General features: G+C 46.2%; 15 protein-coding genes. 4 read left to right on the top strand and 11 right to left on the bottom strand.

Going from position 1 to position 22,476, the window contains the following annotated elements; all coding sequences use genetic code 11:
• Positions 1-104 precede the first annotated feature (104 nt).
• Together tuf and tgt are read right to left on the bottom strand one after the other, a co-directional pair.
• Positions 105-1,289, bottom strand: coding sequence for an elongation factor Tu (gene tuf, locus LRM46_RS03280; protein WP_129630995.1), 1,185 nt, complete (start codon positions 1,287-1,289; stop codon positions 105-107).
• A 114-nt stretch (positions 1,290-1,403) separates the two neighbouring features.
• Positions 1,404-2,609 (bottom strand): tRNA guanosine(34) transglycosylase Tgt, encoded by a 1,206-nt coding sequence (gene tgt, locus LRM46_RS03285; RefSeq protein WP_243812995.1) that lies wholly within the window; start codon positions 2,607-2,609, stop codon positions 1,404-1,406.
• A 39-nt stretch (positions 2,610-2,648) separates the two neighbouring features.
• On the opposite strand from tgt, the gene LRM46_RS03290 reads away from it, so the two are divergent.
• From LRM46_RS03290 to LRM46_RS03305, 4 genes are all read left to right on the top strand, one after another.
• Complete coding sequence (locus LRM46_RS03290; RefSeq protein WP_243812996.1) at positions 2,649-4,616, top strand: alpha-amylase family glycosyl hydrolase; 1,968 nt, start codon at positions 2,649-2,651, stop codon at positions 4,614-4,616.
• 111 nt (positions 4,617-4,727) lie between these two features.
• On the top strand, positions 4,728-5,123 hold the full coding sequence (locus LRM46_RS03295; RefSeq protein ID WP_243812997.1) for a hypothetical protein: 396 nt from the start codon (positions 4,728-4,730) through the stop codon (positions 5,121-5,123).
• A 100-nt stretch (positions 5,124-5,223) separates the two neighbouring features.
• Positions 5,224-6,615, top strand: coding sequence for a threonine/serine exporter family protein (locus tag LRM46_RS03300; RefSeq protein ID WP_243812998.1), 1,392 nt, complete (start codon positions 5,224-5,226; stop codon positions 6,613-6,615).
• A complete protein-coding gene (locus LRM46_RS03305; RefSeq protein ID WP_243812999.1) occupies positions 6,612-7,088 on the top strand; it encodes a hypothetical protein in 477 nt (158 codons plus the stop codon). Before LRM46_RS03300 ends, LRM46_RS03305 begins: the two co-directional genes overlap by 4 nt.
• A 63-nt stretch (positions 7,089-7,151) precedes the next feature.
• Here the strand turns inward: LRM46_RS03305 and fusA are convergent, their stop codons facing one another.
• The 9 genes from fusA to rpoB all read right to left on the bottom strand — a co-directional run bounded on the left by fusA (position 7,152) and on the right by rpoB (position 22,314).
• On the bottom strand, positions 7,152-9,242 hold the full coding sequence (gene fusA, locus LRM46_RS03310; protein WP_129631013.1) for an elongation factor G: 2,091 nt from the start codon (positions 9,240-9,242) through the stop codon (positions 7,152-7,154).
• Between the two features lie 104 nt (positions 9,243-9,346).
• Positions 9,347-11,824 (bottom strand): trypsin-like peptidase domain-containing protein, encoded by a 2,478-nt coding sequence (locus LRM46_RS03315; RefSeq protein ID WP_243813000.1) that lies wholly within the window; start codon positions 11,822-11,824, stop codon positions 9,347-9,349.
• 12 nt (positions 11,825-11,836) lie between these two features.
• Complete coding sequence (locus tag LRM46_RS03320; RefSeq protein WP_129631019.1) at positions 11,837-12,331, bottom strand: YajQ family cyclic di-GMP-binding protein; 495 nt, start codon at positions 12,329-12,331, stop codon at positions 11,837-11,839.
• 79 nt (positions 12,332-12,410) lie between these two features.
• Positions 12,411-12,890: a 30S ribosomal protein S7 gene (gene rpsG, locus LRM46_RS03325; RefSeq protein WP_146423091.1), complete on the bottom strand. Its 480-nt coding sequence runs from the start codon at positions 12,888-12,890 to the stop codon at positions 12,411-12,413.
• Between the two features lie 2 nt (positions 12,891-12,892).
• A complete protein-coding gene (rpsL, locus tag LRM46_RS03330) occupies positions 12,893-13,306 on the bottom strand; it encodes a 30S ribosomal protein S12 (protein ID WP_129631024.1) in 414 nt (137 codons plus the stop codon).
• A gap of 271 nt (positions 13,307-13,577) precedes the next feature.
• Complete coding sequence (locus tag LRM46_RS03335) at positions 13,578-13,889, bottom strand: nucleoside triphosphate pyrophosphohydrolase (protein WP_243813001.1); 312 nt, start codon at positions 13,887-13,889, stop codon at positions 13,578-13,580.
• A 134-nt stretch (positions 13,890-14,023) separates the two neighbouring features.
• A complete protein-coding gene (locus LRM46_RS03340; RefSeq protein WP_243813002.1) occupies positions 14,024-14,950 on the bottom strand; it encodes a hypothetical protein in 927 nt (308 codons plus the stop codon).
• A gap of 187 nt (positions 14,951-15,137) precedes the next feature.
• On the bottom strand, positions 15,138-18,971 hold the full coding sequence (gene rpoC / locus LRM46_RS03345; RefSeq protein ID WP_243813003.1) for a DNA-directed RNA polymerase subunit beta': 3,834 nt from the start codon (positions 18,969-18,971) through the stop codon (positions 15,138-15,140).
• Position 18,972: 1 nt separating this feature from the next.
• Positions 18,973-22,314, bottom strand: coding sequence for a DNA-directed RNA polymerase subunit beta (rpoB, locus tag LRM46_RS03350; protein ID WP_243813004.1), 3,342 nt, complete (start codon positions 22,312-22,314; stop codon positions 18,973-18,975).
• Positions 22,315-22,476: the final 162 nt, after the last annotated feature.

The following is a 22,476-nucleotide window of genomic DNA, read 5'->3' on the forward strand; positions in this document are numbered from 1 at the left end:
TTTATTCTGCCATAAACATTACCACTTTGTCAATTAATCCTTCTTATAGCAATCAAAAATCCCCCGAAAATTCGGGGGATTTAATTAGGCTTGTGTTATCAAGATTATTTGTTAATCTTTGTAACAACACCAGCACCAACTGTACGGCCACCTTCGCGGATAGCAAAGTTCAAACCTTGCTCCATAGCGATTGGTGCAAGCAACTTAACCTTGAAGGTTACAGTGTCGCCTGGCATGACCATTTCTTTGTCAGCTGGCAATTCAACTTCACCAGTAACGTCAGTTGTGCGGAAGTAGAACTGTGGCTTGTAGCCCTTTGAGAATGGAGTGTGGCGACCGCCTTCTTCCTTCTTCAAGATGTAAACTTCAGCTTCAAACTCAGTATGTGGAGTAATTGTGCCTGGCTTTGCCAAAACTTGACCGCGCTCAATGTCGCTGCGCTCAATACCGCGTAGCAAGACACCTGCGTTGTCACCTGCTTGACCTTGGTCAAGAGATTTCTTGAAGGCCTCAATACCAGTTACAACTGACTTCTGAGTTGGCTTCAAACCAACGATTTCAACTTCGTCGTTCAATTTAACAACACCCTGCTCGATACGACCAGTTGCTACTGTACCACGACCCTTAATTGAGAAGACGTCCTCAATTGGCATAATGAATGGTTTGTCCATGTCACGTGCTGGCTCTGGAATGTAGCTGTCCATTGCGTCAACCAATTCCATAATAGCGTCTTCGTATTTCTCGTCACCTTCAAGAGCCTTAAGAGCAGAACCCTTGATGATTGGAGCGTCTTTGTCGAAGCCGTTCTTTTCAAGAAGTTCGCGAACTTCTTCTTCGATCAGCTCAACCATTTCTTCGTCAGCCATGTCCATCTTGTTCAAGAAGACAACGATCTTTGGCACACCAACCTGCTTTGCAAGCAAAACGTGCTCACGAGTCTGAGGCATTGGGCCGTCAGTTGCAGCGATAACCAATACCGCACCGTCAACCTGAGCAGCACCGGTGATCATGTTCTTGACGTAGTCAGCGTGTCCTGGCATGTCAACGTGTGCATAGTGACGATTCTTTGATTCATACTCTTGGTGTGAAGACGCGATAGTAATACCACGTTGCTTCTCTTCTGGTGCGTTGTCGATCTGGTCGTACGCAACAGGTTTGTTAACTGCGCTTGGTAGGCGCTTTGCCAACACTGCAGTAATCGCAGCAGTCAGCGTAGTCTTACCGTGGTCAACGTGGCCCATTGTACCAACGTTAACGTGCGGTTTGCTTCGGTCAAATGCATCTGCCATTTGTAGAAGTTCTCCTTAATTTAATTATTATTTTTCACGCGGGTACAGTCCATAAAAAAGACCTCACGGCGTATGAGTTTAATTATAACGATTTTCCAATCAGTTGTAAATAGCCTATTTCTTACTATAATACTTCGCCAGGAATGAATCGCGAAACTCGTAAAAAGTTCCATCCTCCAAGCTGGCTCGAATATCGTCAACCAACTTAACGATAAATCGCTCGTTATGAATTGACAATAACGTTCCAGCCAACGACTCGCGGGCGTGCAAAAGATGACAGAGATAAGCCGCCGTGTAGTTCTTGCAAGTATAGCAATCGCAATCGTCCATAATTGGCGCAAACATCTCGCGGTATTTTCGGCCACGCACATTAACCCGACCAAACGGCGTATAAGCGGCGCCGTTCCTAGCTACACGCGTTGGACTCACACAGTCAAAGGTGTCAATTCCCTGCTCAATTGCCGCAAAAATATCATCAGGCTCGGAAATTCCTAGTAAATGTCGCGGTTTATTTTCAGGCAGAATTTGATTGACCCACTGAATCGTTTGCGCCATCGTTTCCTTTTCCAACGCGCCACCAATTCCATAGCCATCAAAATCCATCGCGCCCAAAAACTCGGCAGTTTGCTTTCGCAAATCCTCGTAATTCGCGCCTTGCAAAACGCCAAATAAAGCTTGATATGGCTTATCTGGACGAGCCGCCCTTAGGCGCTTGACTTCTGCCAAACTTCGCTCCGCCCAGGCATGCGTCCTGGCCAGCGCCTCAACTTGATATTCATACGGATCAATCAAAGAGGTCAATTCGTCAAACGCAAAAGTAATGTCAGCGCCAATTCCAGCCTGAATTTGCATGGACAATTCTGGCGTAAATTTATGATAAGAGCCGTCCAAATGTGACTTAAACATTACACCGTTTTCGTCCACCCAAGCATGACGCGACGATTTTTTAGCAATCGCAATTTCTTCATCAACATCAGTGCTCATAGCCAAAACCTTCTTAAAACCAGAGCCCAAACTCAAAACCTGAAAACCACCACTATCCGTAAAAGTTGGACCATCCCAGTGCATAAATTTGCCAAGATATCCAGCCTTTTCAATCAATTCGTGTCCTGGCTGCAGATATAAATGATAAGCGTTCGCCAGCACCGCCTGTGTGCCAACATCTTTCACCATCTCAGGAATCATCGCCTTAACATTAGCCTTAGTCCCAACCACAATAAACGCCGGCGTTTTAATATCACCGTGTGGCGTGTGAATAATTCCCGTTCGCGCCAACGTGTCGTTAAATCGTGAAGTTATTTCAAAAGAAAAAGGTCTCATTTGATAGATTATATCAGTTTTTTCCGCTACACTAGAAACATGAGCAGTAAAACCCTCGTTGATTTGGACCAGTGGCTAGCGCCGCACAAATCCACAATTCAGGCGCACGAGAAATATATTTCTTCGAAACTGAAAAAGGTTTTAAGCGGCAAGACGCCAGCCGAATTCGCGATGGGTTTTTTGCATTTCGGACTCCATAAAACAGATGTGGGCTGGACGTTTAGAGAATGGGCGCCGAATGCCACTCGGATGTTCTTAGTTGGCGATTTTTCAGATTGGAAAGAACACAAGGAACTCGCATTAAATCGCGATAAAAACGGCGAATGGAGCATAAATCTTCCTGAAAATTCACTTCGTCACGGACAAAAATACAAATTGCGCGTCTATTGGTCTGGCGGCGACGGCTGGAGGCTGCCTTCATACGCAAATTACGTAGTTCAGGACGAAAATTCTATCGATTTTTCCACAGTCGTATGGTCGCCAAAAACTCCTTACAATTGGCAAAACAACACTCCGCCCAAGCCAAAAGTTCCTTTAATTTACGAAGCGCACGTTGGCATGAGTAGTCAGAAAGAAAAAGTGGCCAGCTTCAATGAATTTACCACAGAAGTTTTGCCGCGAATTAAAGAATCTGGCTATAACACAGTCCAGCTTATGGCAATCGCCGAGCATCCATATTACGGCAGTTTCGGTTATCACGTCAGCAACTTTTTCGCGGTTTCGTCAAGATTTGGCACTCCCGACGATTTTAAGAAATTGGTCGACACTGCGCATGGAATAGGACTGCGCGTCATCATTGACCTTGTTCACGCTCACGCCGCCAAAAACGAAGTCGAAGGTCTGGGCAATTTTGCCGGCGATCCGACACAATATTTCAAGCCAACAAATCATCCAGAATGGGATTCGCGATTATTCGATTACGGCAAGCCAGAAGTTTTGCATTTTTTGGCAAGTAATTGTCGCTGGTGGCTGGACGAATATCACATTGACGGATTTAGGTTTGATGGCGTAACTAGTATGATTTACCACGACCACGGACTCGGGAAAAGTTTCACTAGTTATGACGATTATTTTCGCGATAATGTCGATAAAGACGCGCTCGCTTATTTACGATTAGCGAATGAAACCATTCACGCCGTTCGCCCCGACGCCACGACAATTGCAGAGGAAATGAGCGGTTTTCCTGGACTTGGCGCATCGATAAAAGACGGCGGGCTGGGATTTGATTATCGTTTGCAAATGGGCGCGCCAGATTTATGGATAAAAACTCTGAAAGAGAAAAATGATGAAGATTGGGATTTGGGACAATTGGCTTACACTTTGAGTTCGCATCGCCCAGAGGAAAAAGTCATCAATTACGCCGAAAGCCACGATCAAGCGCTCGTCGGTGATAAAACGTTGATTTTCCGATTGATTGATAAAAATATGTATTGGCACATGGATAAAATTGATCCAGACTTAACGGTTGAGCGTGGCGTGGCGCTACATAAACTGATTCGTCTGATGACCGCGGGGCTGCACGGCGGCGGTTATTTGAATTTTATGGGCAATGAATTCGGGCATCCGGAATGGATTGATTTTCCGCGTGAAGGCAATAATTGGTCGTTTAAGCACGCTCGTCGGCAATGGAGTTTGCGCGACAATGGCTTCTTAAAATATCAATGGTTGGGCGATTTTGACGCGGCGCTAATGAAGATTATTAGGCAAATTGATAATCCTGACATCCAGCAGCTGACGGTTCGCCAATCTGATCACACGGTCAGTTTTATGCACGGCGACTTTTTATTCATTATCAATTTTTCGCCCGACAAATCCCACTCAGATTACGCAGTACCCGCAGAAGCCGGCTCTTATAAATTGGCATTAAGTAGCGACGACAAGAACTTCGGCGGACAGGAGCGAATAGACCATAATTCCCGTTTTTTCACTTCCCCGGCTGATAACAGCCACAATCTTAAAGTTTACTTGCCAGCCAGAACGGGCATTATTTTACAGAAAGTTGACTAACCTCCTCCCAATGTTGACTTTTTTACGCAAGTGTGGCATAAATTAATACAGCTTTCGTTGACAATCCCGTCAACGAAAGTAGTCCTTGCATATCTTGAAAAGGAGTCAGTCATGCTGAAACTCAAACTTGCTGTCGCGTTCGTCGCCCTGACTGGTCTGGTTCTACTCCTTATGGGGAGTACATACCTCACTGTGTCTTTAGCCATCATCTGTACAGCAGTAGCGCTGGCGCTGTCACTCCATCTAGTATTTAGATGGTTCACAGGAGAACAGCACGACTATCTACTATGGTTCTTCTTGGTAGCAGCGTACATTATATCGGGATCGATGGCAATTAGTGTGCTCCAAGACATCGGAGCTGTCGATACGGTGCTTAGTGCTGTAATCGACCCGGTACAGAAAATAGAGACAGTAGGGTATTATACCTCGTCTCTGAGTTCTATCGCTATCCTCCTAGCGGTTATCATCCCGCAGTCACCCATGCGGGATGATGATAACGAGGACTAACCGCCCGCCAATAGAAGTAGTTCGCCTGAGGCTTAGGCCTCGGCTTGAGCTCTCTTGGCGGGCTATTTCTATTGGCATAAAATTTGTTACACTAGATATTGTGAAGAAAAAAGTACCAAAATTCATTGAGCAATCATTAGCCCGAGTCGCTAACCTTTACAGCTTTGAGCCGGAGCATCATCTGGAGAAAATTGACGAAAGTTTGACGCCGAATATGCGAGCTTTGCGCCTGGCTATGACGATTGCCGAGCAACTTCTGAGCATGGGCGTGGTTGCCCGCGATGTGGTTCGTATGGCGCAAGGAATCACGCGGACATATTGCCGCAGACCTGTTCATGTGGACGTGAGCTACACTTTGGTGACAATTTCTCAAGACCGCGGAGTTAGCCACGAGCCTTTGACAATGGCGCGAGTTATCGTTCCTGACGATCCTAATTATCAATTGATCCAAGCATTGCAATTATTAGCCCTCGACATTCGTCGCAAGCAACTTTCTCTGGAAGAAGCCGAAGAGCGATTGCAACAAATACTCAAAAAACCCACCGAACATTCCCGACTAGTCGTTTACGCGGCGGGCGGATTGGTGAGCGCAGGTTCCGTCATTCTATACGGCGGCAGTTTACTCATGGCGTCAATCGCGTTTCTGCTCGGATTCCTAGCAACTGGATTACTGAGGTGGCTGGGACGTATTGGCACACCGTTGTTTTATTCGCAAGCCCTCGTGGCGATTTTCGTAACATTGGTGGCGGCGGGCGCAGCTTGGTGTAGCAATTATCTGGGGCTGAGCGTCAACGCAACATTGTTGGTTATCAGCGGAATTGTCTTATTAGTCGCTGGACTAATGTTTGTCGGCGCATTCCAGGACGCAATCGACGAATATTACATGACTGCCAACGCCAGATTATTAAAAGTCGTAATGGCGACGGGCGGCGTAATTGCTGGCGTGATGGTCGGATTATACATTGCGACAAAATTCGGCATTACTTTCCCAGCAACACCAGATCGATTGACATTGGCGGACGGACACACGCAATACTTGGGCGCTGGAATTATCGCGGCGGCGTTCGTTCTGAGAAATCATTCTCGATTTTTGGGAATGGTTATCTCTGGATTGATTGCAATTTTCGGTTGGTGGATTTCACGATTAGCCATGAGTTTTGGTTTTGATATCGTAACAGCGAGCGGCATCGCGGCGGCGGTAATTGGGCTGGTCGCAGTTATGACTTCCAGATTATGGAAATTCCCTTCCCTGGCGATCATCGCGGCGGGAATCGTACCACTAGTCCCAGGGTTATCGCTTTACAATGGATTAATGGGCGTAGTCTTATATCCGCCGAACAGCGCAAACTTCCTACCAGCCTTGGCTATCTTAGCGCGAGCAATCCTCATCGGCGTAGCGGTGGCAATTGGCGCATCATTCGGCAATGTTGTCGGTCGCCCAATTCGCCGACAATTCATCAATTTATTCCGCCGAAACACACAAGCGTCATGAAAAATAGCCCAAAATTCATTGGATTGTCAGACTCGCGATTATTTCATATGCGCGGAGTGGCGTACAAATCTTACAATCTGGCTCGCGAGGTCTTCAATATGAAAGAAGACGTGGCGCGCAGCTTATTTGTGATGGGATTAACACATGACTTTGCCTACGCTTTTGTTGAAAATCAGACGGATCACGAACATGAAGACGGCAGGATATTAGAACTATCTGGCTTCAATTGGGCTGAGGCTGTGTTTGATCACGGAGATCCTGACGTAGACGATTGGACGGATGAATTGCTTATCTTAAACTTGGCAGACATGACAACTAGCCCAGACGGCAAGCCGATAACCACAAACCAACGATTGGAAGATATTGAAAATAGATATGGCACAGATAGTGTTCAGGCGACAAAAGCGCGCAAATTGACCAAACGAATCAAAGAAGAACTCACCAAACGAAATCTAACAATCCCAAACTTATAAACCCGAAATTTAGCCAAACAAAAATCCCCGGATTCGCTCCGAGGATTTTTTATGAGGTAGAGATTATTTATTTCGCTTTTCGATAATCTCTTGCGCAACGTTTGGTGGAACTTCCTCGTATTGAGCTAATTCCATCGTTGAAGCGGCGCGACCCTGAGACATTGAGCGAATGTCCGATGTGTAACCAAACATATTTGCTAATGGCACAAATGCCTTAATCAACTTAGCGCCACCCATCAAGTCTTCCATGGCATCGATACGTCCGCGACGTGAGTTAAGGTCGCCGATGATGTCACCCATGAAGTCTTCTGGTGTAGTAACCTCAACCTTCATAACTGGCTCAAGCAAGATTGGGTTAGCCTGCTTAATACCTTCACGAGCAGCTATCGAACCTGCCAATGAGAACGCCAATTCTGAGGAGTCGACATCGTGGTATGAACCATCGTAAAGTGTAGCCTTAACGTCAACAACTGGATAGCCAGCAATAACACCGCCTTCCAATGTTTCGCGAATACCCTTCATTACGGCTGGGCGATATTCCTGAGGAACCACACCACCCTTAATTTCATCAACGAATTCAAAGCCCTTACCAGTCTCATTTGGCTCAAAGCGAACCCAAACGTCACCATATTGACCGCGACCACCAGACTGCTTGGCGTGCTTACCTTGAACTTCAGAACGACCCTTGATACTTTCACGGAAGGCAACCTGAGGCTCACCAATGTTGGCTTCAACCTTAAATTCACGCTTCATACGGTCAATAAGAATGTCTAGGTGCAATTCGCCCATTCCTGACATAATTGTCTGACCTGTCTCCTCATCGGTGTGGATTCGGAAAGTTGGGTCTTCTTCAGCCAAGCGCTGCAATGCCAACGCCATTTTTTCCTGATCAGCCTTTGATTTTGGCTCAACCGCAATCGATACTGGTGGTTCTGGGAATTCAATTGACTCAAGAGCAATTGGATGCGCCACGTCAGACAACGTGTTACCAGTTGCGGTAGATTTCAGACCAACCACAGCGGCGATGTCGCCGGCTTCAACCTTGCTAATTTCTTCACGCTTGTCAGCAAACATACGAACAATTCGTCCGATTCGCTCTTTCTCACCAGTTGTCGTGTTAAGTACGTAGCTTCCCGAGTTCAGAACGCCAGAATAGACACGAACGAAGATCAATTTACCAACAAATGGGTCAGCGGCAATCTTAAACGCCAAAGCAGACAAAGGTTCTTTATCTGATGGCTTGCGGCTAACTTCGTCGCCAGTCTTTGGATTCTTACCCCAAATTTCATCAACGTCTAGCGGGCTTGGCAAGAAATCAACCATCAAGTCAAGCAACTTCTCAACGATCACACCGCGACCGTCACCACCAGTAACTAGGTAAAAGTCACCAGCCAAAACGCGCTTGCGTAGAGCCATTTTTAGCTCGTCAACGGTAATAGCTTCTTCGCCCTGCTCCAAGAACTTCATAGTAAGTTCATCATCGGCTTCAACAGCGTTTTCAACCAACAGAGAGCGTGCGTTCTTAGCTTTTTCAAGCATGTCAGCTGGAATCTCGCCAACCTTAAGCTCGTGGTCTGTGTAATCGTCGTAGGTGTAAGCCTTCATGTCAATCAAGTCAACAACACCGTGGATAGTCTTTTCAAAACCAATTGGCAAGTGAACTGGGAAAGCCTGCTTGCTCAAGCGGTTGTGAATTGACTCTAGAGATTTGTAGAAGTCGCCACCAGTCTGGTTGATCTTGTTAACGAAACAAATACGCGGCACACCGTACTTATTAGCCTGGCGCCAAACAGTTTCAGACTGAGCCTCAACACCCATCTTACCGTCAAAGACTGTAACCGCACCGTCAAGCACGCGCAAACTACGCTCAACCTCAGCGGTAAAGTCAATATGACCTGGGGTGTCAATAATATTAATCTTGTGATCTTTCCAGAAACAAGTCACAGCAGCTGACGTAATAGTAATACCACGCTCTTTCTCCTGTGCCATCCAGTCGGTGGTAGCACCGTCACCTTCACCACGAACCACACCGATCTTATGTGTCAAGCCAGTGCGGTACAAAATACCCTCAGTTGTCGTCGTTTTACCGGCGTCAATATGGGCAATAATACCAATATTTCTAAAATTCTTTAGCGGAACATGCGTCTCTGCCATAAATTTTCCTTTATATTACGTTAATTTGCCGAGATTTTTGGTCAATTTTTTGGCACCAAAAAACTACTCTTACATTTTATTATATCAGTTATCTATGTTTTTGACTAGCTCTGAGCCGGAGGATTTTTAGACTCGTTGTCGTTCTGAGCTGGCGCCGCAGGCGGATAGTTAGCCGGAGGCTGCTCTATAGGCGGCTGCGCGTATGTTGGCGGATATTGACCAGGCTGCTGCTGATAGTAATTTTGCTGCGGATATTGTTGTTGCGGCGGAATTGGCTGCTGATACGGCTGCTGCGGATATTGAGGCTGCTGCGGGAATTGTCCAGCGACAGGATATGGATAAGTATTCATCTTACGTCGATTACTGACAGAAACAGCAATTGCGATAATCGACACTGTTAAGAATAATGCTCCCATTGAAAGAATCACCACAACCACGATTATAACTGTAGTGTTATTTTCTGATTCGCTCGCTCCAGCTTCTGCACTAGACGCCTCGCTTTCCGTAGAGTCATCTGGAGTATTGGATGAAACTTCGATCATCTTCGCCACTAAATAATTGTCGGGATATTTTTTATCCAATTGTTCAAATTTAGCTTTTGCCTGAGAATATTTACCTTGAGAAAAACTCTCCAAGCCATCTTTCCAGAGCTTAGTCAATTCGCCGTTTGCCGATAACGCAACATTATTTTTCTTCGCCATAGTTTTCAGATCAGCGACATCACGGAATATCCCCTCTCCAAAACAAGAATTGTTGCGCTCGCTCCTATCCGCACAGGATGAACCGCCGTAGGTGTTTAGTCCAATCTGCTTACCATCGTCATCAAACGCTGGACCGCCACTGTTGCCTGCCGCAATTTGCGCGCTCATTGAAAATAGCTTATGACCGCCCGCGTCACTAGCCGAACCAGAAACATCACCTTGAGTAACAGTTGGGACAGTCTTACTCTTCTTCGTATTTACGCCGTCGTCGACAATCGCTGGATAACCAATCGCCGTCACCCGATCACCTCTAGAAATCCTAGAGCTATCACCTAACTCTACCGCTGGAAATCGCCCTTCAACCTTCAGAATCGCCACGTCACTTTTGTCGCTATTCAGATCCATGCCATGACCCTTCAAATCAACTTCCGCGTCAATTTTCTTGGCTGGAATATTAGTCTTCGTCTTTTTCCACTTAAGATTGCCCGAACCGTCATCTTCGCGCGCAATAGGTTCGCTTGAGGTCTGGATGACATAGTCATATCGATCGTTTTGCGAACGTATATTATCGGCAGGAACTTGATTGATAAGACCGAGAATTGCCGCTTGCGCACTCTGATCGCCGCCATTAGCCTTATTTGCCAAATCCCGAAGCGTCTCTCGAGTCACATAGCCCGCATCTATCACAAACTTTATATATTTATTCATGTTCTCTTGCGTGTTGAGACCCATGATCATACTCTGATTAGAAACTTCAGTAACATGCCCATTTGTAGCAATGTAGCCATCGTCAGAAACAATCGATCCACTACCAATTCCGCCCGTGCATAAGCCATTCAGCTGCATACTCGCACCATTCTGTGCCGTATAAATCATATCAGCACAACGATATGTTCCCACGCGGACCGTAGCAATTTGATTCCTTGCCACCACTTTGATAACGGACTCTTCGTCTAGTTCTTCCAAGGTGTTCGTGGTATCTTTATCTTCTGAGAAATTTTCCGCCTTAGTTTCGGTCTTAGCTATCGTAGCGGAAGCCACTTGCGCCTCATTATTGCCATCAGCCCTAACCAAGTAGCTACTGTCTGGATTCTGGAAAGTAACCTTAGCAACCAGCGCCTCCAGCTGGTCAATATATGGCTGCGTGTATGAATTCTTGCTCAATGCAAAAATCGTCATCCAGTACGGTCTGCCGTTCTGAATCGTTAAATAAGTTATTTTTTCGCCGGTTTTCTGCCACTTGCCATCAATAGTGCTTCCGTAATCAACGACCATCTTCTTAAACTTACGTCCAGAAATCGTCGCATCGCTGGTGTGATATTTTAAGTTCGGGTTATCCTTCTTCTGCTTGTTGATATCACCCTGAAGCATTAAATCCAAATCTGAATATTTCTTCGTGTCCTTGTATTCCTCAGGCATCGTTGAGCGATCAAAATAAGCTTTTTTGCGCGAAGTTACGATTGAGAAGTCTGGCATAATCTTCCTAAATGAAAACTTCTCCTCTTCCTCCTTCGGCTTTTCTGAACCTTTTCTGAAATGTAATCGCAAAATCGCATAGGCGCGGCTTTCTTTCAGCTCATCATCAGCATACGTGGTGGCACTATACTGCTTTTCATTAGAATCTTTATTTAAGACGTGACCTTCGCCAGTAAAAATACTCTTGTCGTATCGAATTGAATAGCCATATTTGGAAACGACTTTTTGCAAATTCTTAGCATCTTCTTCGGCAAAAATCTTCTGGATCTTCTTCTTTGCGGTTTTACTAACCCCGGAAGAGCGATTATTATTAACGACAATCAGCCCAACTATAACGGATACCAAGAAAACTACACCCAGAACGATGGCTACAATTTTTAATTTCTTCATTGACTTCTGATTCATATTGCTCAAATTCTAACGGTAATTTACAAATTGCAGAGGTGTGTCATAATCACTTTCCCGCAACAAACTAATAACTTTTTGCAGTTCATCCTTCGACGCAGAAGTAACACGAACGAGATCGCCCTGAATTTGCGGCTTAGCTTTCGGCGCATTAGCGCGAATATCAGCGGCGATCTGCTTCGCCGTCGGCTGATCAAGACCTTGCTTGAACGGAATCTCCCAAGTAGTCTTCAGGTTCGAAACAACTTTCTCTTTTGATAAATCCAGGACTTTGCTCGACTGACCACGCCCCGCCAATTTCTTGCGCACGATATCCAGAACAGCATCAACTTGCCAATCATTATCGCCGGTAATTTTCAGACCCTTTTTATCGTCCAGCCAATCAATTGCCGCGCTCGTCCCCTTAAAATCATAACGCCCTTGGATTTCTTTTTCAGCCTGCATGAAAACATTATTCATCTCAGCCTTGTCAATTTCTGACACAATATCAAACGAAAAACTCGCCATCTTCCCTCCTAATTTTTTCTATTATACCAAAAAATCGCCCCGTTTAGAGCGATTTTCTGATTTTGCTTTCGGGCAATAATTAGCCGCGAGCAAAGTGCGCAAAGGCGCGGTTAGCTTCAGCCATCTTGTGGGTGTCTTCCTTCTTCTTAAAGGCAGCACCAGCTTCATTGTAAGCGTCAACAATTTCCAATGCCAAACGCTGTGAATATGGCATTCCACTACGAGCGCGAGCTGATTGAACTAACCAGCTAAACGCATAGTGCAATTGTCGATGTCCCTGAACTGGGAATGGAATCTGGTAGTTGGCACCACCAACGCGGCGAGATTTAACCTCAAAGCTTGGGCTAACATTCTTCAATGCTTTTTCAAACACTGCCAATGGATCTTCAGAATCCAATTTCTTAGCAGCAGTTTCTAGGGCTGCGTAAACAGCGCGCTCAGCCGCCAATTTCTTACCGTCTAGCATTGACTTGTTGATCAAGCGCTGAACTAGTACACTTTGGTATCGGCGATCAGGCTTAAGTTCACGCTGCAATTTTTTGGTAACTTTACGAGGCATGATTATTTATCCCCTTTCTTTGTACCGTACTTAGAGCGACCCTTCTTACGGTTGTTGACACCTTGAAGGTCAAGCGCACCACGTACGATGTGATAACGCACACCCGGAAGGTCAGGCACACGACCACCGCGGATCAAGACCACAGCGTGCTCCTGCAAGTTGTGACCTTCACCACCGATGTACGCCCAAACTTCATAGCCGTTGTTCAATTTAACACGAGCAACTTTACGCAAAGCTGAGTTTGGTTTCTTTGGCGTCTTAGTCGTCACACGCACACAAACACCACGCTTAAGCGGTGCATTCTGGTCGTAGTAACGTGTTTTTAGGGCGTTATGAATACGACCTAGTGCTGGCGACTTGGACTTTTTCTTAGCCGTTTGGCGCGGTTTACGCACCAATTGGTTGATTGTTGGCATCCAATTTCTCCTTGGTTGATTAACTAATTATGGCAATTTGCCTTACGGTTTGGATTCAGCAACTCCTCTCCGTGTCTATACCTTTTCCGCCGAGATTGCAGTCTGTACACATCCAAATCACCGCGCACTCCGAAAAGAGGAAACTCTACATCTATTCTAGCACAGATTTCGTAAAAGTAAAATCGCCACTTATTTATACAAAAACAGGGTACTAATTGTCAGAGATGAATTCCTTGCGCAGAATAGACACAACTTGTCGCGCATACTTGCCCTAATCCATCACCTCCACTAGGAATATTTTCTTTTCAAAGCCGCCGCGTTTTTCTGCTTTTTCTGCGCGAATTTTTTCTAATTCCTCCGCGGTACAACCATGCAGGCTTGCGAGAGCATAGACTACTTCCATGATATCGGCAAGCTCATCAGTATTTTTATCTTTTTTATATTCCTCAACTTCTTCGACTAGCTTTTTTGTAAGCTCCACGGCGTATTCGTCTGTTGTAAGTATTTCGTGAGTTGGCTTTTGCCCGTTGGCCTTAATGATTTCCAAAATTTTATCGCGGACAAGTTTGTTATATACTGGCATAAAACCTCCTTTAATTGTTTATATTATATAATTTTTTTCCTATAAAAAATCAATTTAAAGTGAAAACTCCATCCCCGTTCGTGGAGTTTTCACTCGGCACGGCTAGAGTGGAGTGTCACAAAAACACAGGATAACTACACAGCTTCATACCCAGAATATCGCTCCGCCTCCGTCCACCATCCGATATTATCTTGTGATGCATGCACGCCACCTTCAGACATCAGTCTAACAACTCGAAGTCCGCTCTCCGCCAATCGCAACGCTAAACGATCGTTAAATTCGCTTGGACTGACTTTACTTTCTGTGCCGTTTAAGATAGTTAAAGCAGTATCTCCGTCAATTGCTGGGTTTTTTCTATTCTTAGCCTCAATAATCGTATTTCCGATATCATGACGATTAATAGCCCACGGATAATAAAACAGTCCAGCCGTTCGACGAATCGCAATATTAGCCAACTCCTTTGCACCATTAATTTTTCTTAAATAAGCAACCCATTCGGGATTATTCTTCAATATATCCGCGTACCCGTCACCGCCGTGCATCATGAAATTGGCAGCAAACTGTAAAAAATTACTCTCTTCACCAAGACCAGCCGTTTCCCATAAGTCCATCCGCTCCAGATGAACTTCTTCCGGTGCGGTACACACAATAGCCGACGCAACGTGAGCTCCAAGCGACGCCCCCAGAACGCGACTAACTGAATTAAAATCCAGACCAGCATAATCCAACCCTTGAGCAATAGCATCCCACTGTTTTATGGCGCCAGGCTTAAAATCTCCCGACGAAAGCGCCCGCTTAATATACCCAGGCATCTCCGGTAAATCAGGTTCAACACCTGGGTTATCTACATATATCGCCACATCGCCCTTTATAGCTGCGGTGGCTTTTGCTCGCTCCTGAGACAATGGATTATGGAGCGTACCATCAGACCACTGAGGCAAGATTATCGTAGCTTTCCCATTAACATCTCCTTGACGAGCATCGGCTATATAAACGCCCAGACCGTTATCCGTTATGATTCGCTCACAAGCGACATCGTCCCAGCCATTTGGCTTTGGCACTTGACTACAATCCTTTTTAGGCATAGTCTTGGCTGTAAATAATTCGCCCACAATCTAATCTCTCTTTCTTAACAATCAAGCTGAGTGTTTCATTTAGTGTCCACGTATTATACAACCTTTCTTGTGAACAATCAATAGAAAACCGCCTCGGAATTGAGGCGGTTTCTGTAGTTGCGAAGCCTACTTATTAAGCAGCAACTTCTTCTTCGACGAATTCGTCTTCGCTCGGTGTTTCGAATTCTTCATCTTCTTCGACTGCGCCAGTTCCTACCGGAATCTTGCGGCCGATGATGACGTTTTCCTTCAAACCGTGCAAGTGGTCGGCTCGACCAGATACGGCGGCGTTGATCAAGACGCGAGTAGTGTCCTGGAAGGATGCGGCTGATAGCCATGAGTCGCTCCAGATTGACACCTTCGTGATACCGAGTAGCAATTGTGTGTAGCTAATCAAGTTCTTACCTTCAGCAGCCAATTGCTTATTTGCATTGACCACAGCGGCCTTAGAAACGATATCGCCAGTCACGAATTCGCTATCACCAGCATCTTCGATTTGTACGCGACTAAACATTTGGCGAACAATAATCTCCAAGTGCTTGTCAGCCACGTCCTGACCCTGAGCAGCGTAGATTCGCAGAACTTCGTTGATGATGTAGCGCTGAGTTGCCTCAACACCCTTAAGTCGCATCAAATCGTGCAAGTTCAATGATCCAGCCGTCAATCGATCACCAGCTTCGACAACATCGTTTGCCTTAACGACCAACTGCATATTGCCTGGAATTTCGTAGCGAGTTGGTGAAGCAGCCTCTGCCGCTATCACCAAAGTATCTTCAGCCGACTCAATCACACCGTCAAATGGCGCGATCAAAGGTCGAGTGTCGCTCTCGCCAGTTGCCAAGACGTCGCCAGCCTTAACGCTTGAGCCAGCCTTAACTACAACAGTTCGGCCTTCCAATGGCAATCGCTCAACCTTACCAGATTCTGGTGTAATTTGAACGATATATTTCTTGCCATCTTCCCAAACGTCAACCAAACCAGCAACTTCCGTAATGAATGCTTGGCCTTTTGGTGTGCGTGCTTCAAACAACTCTTCAACACGAGGCAAACCTTGGGTAATGTCACCACCAGCAACACCAGAGTTGTGGAAGGTACGAAGCGTCAACTGAGTACCCGGCTCACCAACTGACTGAGCGGCGATAACACCAACTGGCTGATGATTGCCAACCAATTTACCAGTCGACATATCAATACCGTAACTTCGTTGTGGAATGCCGTTAAGGTTGTTTGTCGATAATACAGATTGAATCTTAACGCTTTCAATGCTTTCGTCGTCATCAATTGAATCTGCGATTTCACGCGTGATCAATTCGTTCTTATTGACGTGACCTGGAATTGTTTCGGCAGCATAACGACCAGCCAAACGGTTTGAAAAGTCGATCATCGTCTCTTCAGTTTCTGATCGGTAAATTGCGTAACCTTCATCATCGCCATCAGTATCTTCAACGGTGAAGACATCTTGCGCAACATCTACCAAACGACGAGTCAAGTAACCTGAGTCGGCAGTCTTAAGCGCCGTGTCAATAAGACCCTTACGCGCACCACGGGTTGCGATAAAGGCTTCAAGGCTAGACAAACCTCCGGTGTAAGAGCTGCGGATTGGAAGCTCAATCTCATGGTTGGTTGCGTCCATCTGAACACCAATCATGGCGCTCGCCAACTTCACGTTGGAAATATCACCACGAGCACCAGAGTTGACCATCATAGAAATACTGGTGTCCATGTGCGCCAATTGGTCTTTCAAGAATGCCGTAATCTTATTGTCAACGTTTCGCCATGCGCTAACCGTCAAGTTATATCGCTCTTCCTCGGTAATCAAACCTTGGTCGAATTGCTCAGAAATCAAAGCCGCCTTAGCATCACCTTCAGCCACAAATTGAGGGATTTCCTCGAAGTGGACGTAGTCGGTCATACCAGTCGACACAGCCGCAACCGTAGCAAAGCGGAAAGCTTGACCCTTCATACGGTCTGCAATCTTAGCGGTTTCTTCGGCGCCGTACTTGTTAAAGATTTGTGCCAGCACCTTCTTAAGCTGCTTTTTAGTCTGGACATTGTTATCGTATGGAAAATCTTCAGGCAGAATCTCATTGAAGAAGACACGACCCAAAGTTGTTTCACGCATTTTACCTTTCGCAAAGATACGAATTGGGGTTTGCAAGTGAATTACGCCATTGTCGTAAGCCATTTCTGCCTCATAAACAGAGCTGTAAGTTTTAACCTCGTCAGTCTGAGCTTGCGGCTTGTCGTAAGTCAAGTAATAGTTGCCAAGCACGATGTCCTGCGAAATGTGCAGCACTGGCGCGCCATCGGCAGGCTTCAACAAGTTAGCAGTTGCACTCATCAATTCACGAGCCTCAGCCTGAGCCTCTTTTGATAGCGGCAAGTGAACAGCCATCTGGTCACCGTCGAAGTCGGCGTTAAATCCAGCACAAACTAGCGGGTGCAATTGAATAGCTTTTCCTTCAACCAAAACTGGCTGGAAGGCTTGAATTGACAAACGGTGCAAACTTGGTGCGCGGTTAAGCAACACGTACTTGCCTTCAATTGCTGAATCCAGCGCATCCCAAACTACTGCTTCACCAGCTTCAATTAGACGTGAAGCCGAGCGAATATTGTGCGCAAATTCATTCTTAATCAACCAGCTAATCACGAATGGCTTGAACAATTCCAGCGCCATTTGTTTTGGCAAACCACATTGGTTAATCTTCAATTTTGGACCAACCACGATAACCGAGCGACCAGAATAGTCAACGCGCTTACCAAGAAGGTTCTGACGGAAGCGACCTTGCTTACCCTTTAGCATATCGCTCAAGCTCTTCAAACTGCGGCGACCACCAGTCGAGCTAACTGCACGACCGCGTGATGCTGAATTGTCAATCAAAGCGTCAACAGCTTCCTGAAGCATGCGCTTTTCATTGCGCTGAATAACTTCTGGCGCGTTAAGCTCAATCAACTTCTTTAGGCGATTGTTTCGGTTGATAATTCGGCGATACAAGTCGTTCAAGTCAGATGTCGCAAATCGACCACCAGACAACGCCACCATTGGGCGAAGATCCGGAGGAATAACTGGCAGAACAGTCATACATAGGCTTGATGGCTTAATGCCGGCAGATTCCATACTTTCGAGCATCTTCAAACGCTTTAGCAACTTCTTCTGTCGCTGACCTTTCGCAGTTTCAGCTTCCTCTGTCAATTCGGCGATAAGCTTTGACAGGTCGATATTGTCCAAAAGTTCCTTGACCGCGCTGGCACCCATGCCAACTTCAATCAATTCGTCATATTCTTCTGGCAAGTTGCGATATTCGCTCTCTGAGATCAAAGCACCCCTGTTTAAGCTCTCCAATTGAGATTTCTTACCAACGTAAGATTCTTCCAATTCCTCGACTTCACGGCTCTGCTCTTTAGCTAGTTGCTTAACATCAGCGCCATCTTCTTCAGCCATTTTTTCGTAACGGATTTTGATAGCCTTACGGGCCAAATCAGTTTCCGCTTCCAAATCTGCCAAATATTGATCGCGAGTTGCTTCGTCAACATTTAAGATAACGTAAGTTGCAAAGTAAACGATTTTCTCAATATTGCGAACCGTCATACCAAGCAGCTGGCTCATTGCGCTTGGAGTGCCGCGCATAAACCAAATGTGCGCAACTGGCACTGCCAATTGAATGTGTCCCATTCGCTCACGACGAACGATTGACTTAGTGACCAATTCGCCATTCTTATCGACAGCGGCTTCGCGTGAACGTACACCCTTAAGCTTTGAGTCGTGTGGATTGATATCCTTCACTGGACCAAAGATTCGCTCACAGAACAATCCGTCGCGTTCTGGCTTTTGTGTGCGATAGTTAATTGTTTCTGGCTTCAAAACTTCGCCGTAGCTCCATTTCAGAATATCTTCTGGGCTAGCTACCGCCAAACGAACCGCGTCAAAATCGCTGATGCCCGTTGCGTTAAATGCAGAATTTGCCATCTTACGCGTCCTCCTTTATTTCTTCTACTTCATCAATATCTTGCACGCTCATGCCATCGTCAATTTCGCCGATGTCATCTGATTCGTCCAAGTATGTTTCTTCTTCCTCATTGTCAGCGGCAACGGTTTTGTCTTCTGGGCCACTTGAGGCAATAACGTGCTCAGCGTCAACTGTTGCTTCGTCATCAACCAAGTCAACTCGAAGACCCAAACCTTGAAGCTCCTTAACCAACACGTTGAAGGACTCTGGAAGTTTTGGACCGACAATCGGCTCGTCTTTAATGATTGACTCGTAAGCCTTTGCACGACCGTAAACGTCGTCAGACTTAATTGTCAACATTTCCTGCAAGGTTGCAGCAGCGCCGTAAGCTTCCAGTGCCCAAACCTCCATTTCACCGAAGCGCTGACCACCGTTTTGTGCTTTACCACCAAGCGGCTGCTGAGTAACCATCGTGTATGGGCCAGTTGAGCGGGCGTGAATCTTGTCAGAAACCATGTGGTGCAACTTAATCATGTGCATCACACCAACTGTTGTTCGCTCCTCAAATGGTTCACCGGTGCGACCGTCAAACAATTGACTCTTGCCGTCACGCGCCAAACCAGCTTTTTCTAGCTCATCAGAAATCTTCTCACTTGGAACACCGTTAAATGACGGAGTTGCTACGCGGTAGCCCAATGCTCGTGCCGCCATACCAAGGTGAGTTTCAAAAATCTGACCAAGGTTCATGCGGCTTGGCACACCAAGTGGGTTCAAAACTACGTCAACCGGCGTACCATCTTCTAGGAATGGCATATCTTCAACAGGAAGAACTTTCGCCACAACACCCTTGTTACCGAAGCGTCCAGCCATCTTGTCACCAACGCCAATCTTTCGCAATTGCGCAACAAAGATCTGAATTTGCATCAAAACGCCAGCCTTCAATTCGTGACCATTTTCACGGCTAAAGATCTTAACGCCAACAACTTTACCGCCGCCCGCGTTGTTCATTCGCTGTGATGTATCGCGAACGTCCTTAGCTTTTTCACCGAAGATTGCGCGAAGCAAACGCTCCTCGGAGCTCAATTCCTGCTCGCCCTTTGGTGTAATCTTACCGACCAAAACATCGCCAGCCTTAACCTCGGAACCAATTTGAACAATTCCGTTCTCGTCCAAATGACGCAAACTTTCCTCGGAAACGTTTGGAATATCGCGCGTCACAATCTCTGGACCAAGCTTCGTCTCACGAACCTCAACGGTGTAATCCTTAATGTTAATGCTTGTCAATCGATCATCTTCAACCAAACGACGGCTCATGATAATCGCATCTTCCATATTGTAGCCACCCCATGGCATGAAGGCAACCAGAAGGTTTTTACCTAGAGCAATTTCACCGCCAGCAATTGAAGCGCCTTCAATCAGAATGTCGCCCTTCTTCACCTTGTCGCCACGCTCAACGCGGACTTTTTGATTGTAACAACGATCGTCATTGTTCTTCACGAAATGCTTCAATGTGTAAATCTTTACGCCGTCAGCATATTTAACATGAACTTCGTCAGCGTCAGCGCGAACAACTTCGCCGTCACCACTAGCCTGAATCAAGTGACCACTATTCTCAGCCACAGCCTTCTCAATTCCAGTACCGACAGTTGCAGATTCTGGACACAATAGAGGAACCGCCTGGCGTTGCATGTTTGAACCAGTCAAAGCACGGTCAACGCGCGTCTTTTCAATAAACGGAACCAGCGCCGCAGTTGAACCTAAAATCTGACGGTGAGCTGCGTCCATGAATGTAACTTGATTAGCATCAACTTGCGATGGCTGCATGTTACTACGGGCGTTAACGCGCTCGTCGCGGAAAGTTCCGTCTTCGTTAAGAGCCTCACCAGCGTCAGCGATAACCTCGCCAATTTCCTGTGAAGCATCCAAGTAAACAAGTTCATCAGTCACTTTGCCGTCTTTCACGCGAAGATATGGAGTCTCAATAAATCCATATTCATTAACGCGTGCGTAAGCCGCCAAGTTCAACACCAAACCAATATTCGCACCTTCTGGCGTTTCCACCGAACAGATGCGGCCATAGTGAGTTGGGTGGGCGTCGCGAACCTCAAATCCAGCGCGCTCACGAGTCAAACCGCCAGGACCAGTCGAGCTCAAGCGTCGCTTGTGGCTCAATTCTGACAATGGGTTAACTTCGTCAAGTAGCTGCGACAGCTGGCTTGAAGTAAAGAATTCACGAACAGCCGCAACAATTGGACGAGCGTTGATCAATTGACTTGGGCTAACACTTTCCAAATCAGCCACGCTCATACGATCCATCGCATTGCGCTGCATTCGAAGCATACCAACGCGGAATTGTCGGGCAATCAATTCACCAACCAAGCGAACTCGGCGGTTGCTCAATGCGTCAATGTCGTCAGCTGGCTCTTGCGTATTGTTCAAGCGAATAACTTCACGCAAAATCGCCACCAAATCGCTCATCTGCAACGTACGATTTTCTGCTGTATTTGCAACATCCAGACCCAAGCGTTGGTTCAATTTATAACGACCAACCCGCGAATAATCAAACCGCTTGAAGTCAAAGAACATTCGCTCAATCATCTGACGAGCGTTATCAACTGTCGCCAAATCGCCTGGACGCAATCGACGATAAACCTCAATCAACGCCTCATTGGCACCGCGAGAAGTATCCTTGTCCAAAGTTTCGTCAATGTATTTTACGTCGCCAGTATCAATATCAGCGAACAATTCCTTAATTTCGCTAGTCTTTGGATAGCCCAAAGCGCGCAACAAAGTCGTTGCTGGCATCTTGCGGCGGCGGTCAATTTTTACGTAAATCGCGCCGTTAGAAGCCGTCTCAAATTCCATCCAAGCTCCACGTCCTGGAATGATTTTTGCGCCGTAGTAATTACGTCCCGCTACTGTTTCAGCAGTGAAGAAAACACCAGCAGAGCGAATCAACTGGCTAACAACCACGCGCTCCGTACCGTTGATAATGAATGTACCGCGCTCGGTCATCCATGGATATTCACCGAGGTAAATTTCCTGCTCTTCAACTACACCGGTTGTCTTGTTTGTCAATTCAACTGTTGCGTGCAATGGAGCCTCAAATGTCAAGTTGTTTTCCTTGGCAAATTGGTCAGTGTTTTTTGGCTCGCCAAAATAGTATTTGCCGAACTTTAATGACAACTTCTGACCGGTATAGTCGTCAATTGGATTAATTTCTGAAAATATCTCACTCAAACCTTCTTCGACGAACCAGCGCCAAGAATCTTTTTGGTGAGCGATTAAGTTTGGTAGCGGCAGGGCATTATCACCAGAGGTGAAATAGACGCGCTCGCTACTTGTGGTTGGTTTTTTTGCCACAGGCGTAAACACTCCTCGCTTTAATTAGTGGTTAATAGACGGCCGTGAAGATCTCTAATTCATAGCCCAAAATCACGATTTGCCACTCGCAATTTTCACCCGCCATGAATACACTACTTCTATAACTACTCATTATGACGAAAAGTGTCAATAAAATCAAGG

Origin of the sequence: Candidatus Nanosynbacter sp. HMT-352 (genome assembly GCF_022819345.1) — a bacterium.
In the GTDB taxonomy this organism is placed as follows: Bacteria; Patescibacteriota; Saccharimonadia; order Saccharimonadales; family Saccharimonadaceae; genus Nanosynbacter.

Excerpts from the sequence above, each read along its gene's own strand:
- tuf (WP_129630995.1), bottom strand. The coding sequence starts at position 1,289 with ATGGCAGATGCATTTGACCGAAGCAAACCGCACGTTAACGTTGGTACA.
- tgt (WP_243812995.1), bottom strand. The coding sequence starts at position 2,609 with ATGAGACCTTTTTCTTTTGAAATAACTTCACGATTTAACGACACGTTG.
- LRM46_RS03290 (WP_243812996.1), top strand. The coding sequence starts at position 2,649 with ATGAGCAGTAAAACCCTCGTTGATTTGGACCAGTGGCTAGCGCCGCAC.
- LRM46_RS03295 (WP_243812997.1), top strand. The coding sequence starts at position 4,728 with ATGCTGAAACTCAAACTTGCTGTCGCGTTCGTCGCCCTGACTGGTCTG.
- LRM46_RS03305 (WP_243812999.1), top strand. The coding sequence starts at position 6,612 with ATGAAAAATAGCCCAAAATTCATTGGATTGTCAGACTCGCGATTATTT.
- fusA (WP_129631013.1), bottom strand. The coding sequence starts at position 9,242 with ATGGCAGAGACGCATGTTCCGCTAAAGAATTTTAGAAATATTGGTATT.
- LRM46_RS03315 (WP_243813000.1), bottom strand. The coding sequence starts at position 11,824 with ATGAATCAGAAGTCAATGAAGAAATTAAAAATTGTAGCCATCGTTCTG.
- LRM46_RS03320 (WP_129631019.1), bottom strand. The coding sequence starts at position 12,331 with ATGGCGAGTTTTTCGTTTGATATTGTGTCAGAAATTGACAAGGCTGAG.
- rpsG (WP_146423091.1), bottom strand. The coding sequence starts at position 12,890 with ATGCCTCGTAAAGTTACCAAAAAATTGCAGCGTGAACTTAAGCCTGAT.
- rpsL (WP_129631024.1), bottom strand. The coding sequence starts at position 13,306 with ATGCCAACAATCAACCAATTGGTGCGTAAACCGCGCCAAACGGCTAAG.
- LRM46_RS03335 (WP_243813001.1), bottom strand. The coding sequence starts at position 13,889 with ATGCCAGTATATAACAAACTTGTCCGCGATAAAATTTTGGAAATCATT.
- rpoC (WP_243813003.1), bottom strand. The coding sequence starts at position 18,971 with ATGGCAAATTCTGCATTTAACGCAACGGGCATCAGCGATTTTGACGCG.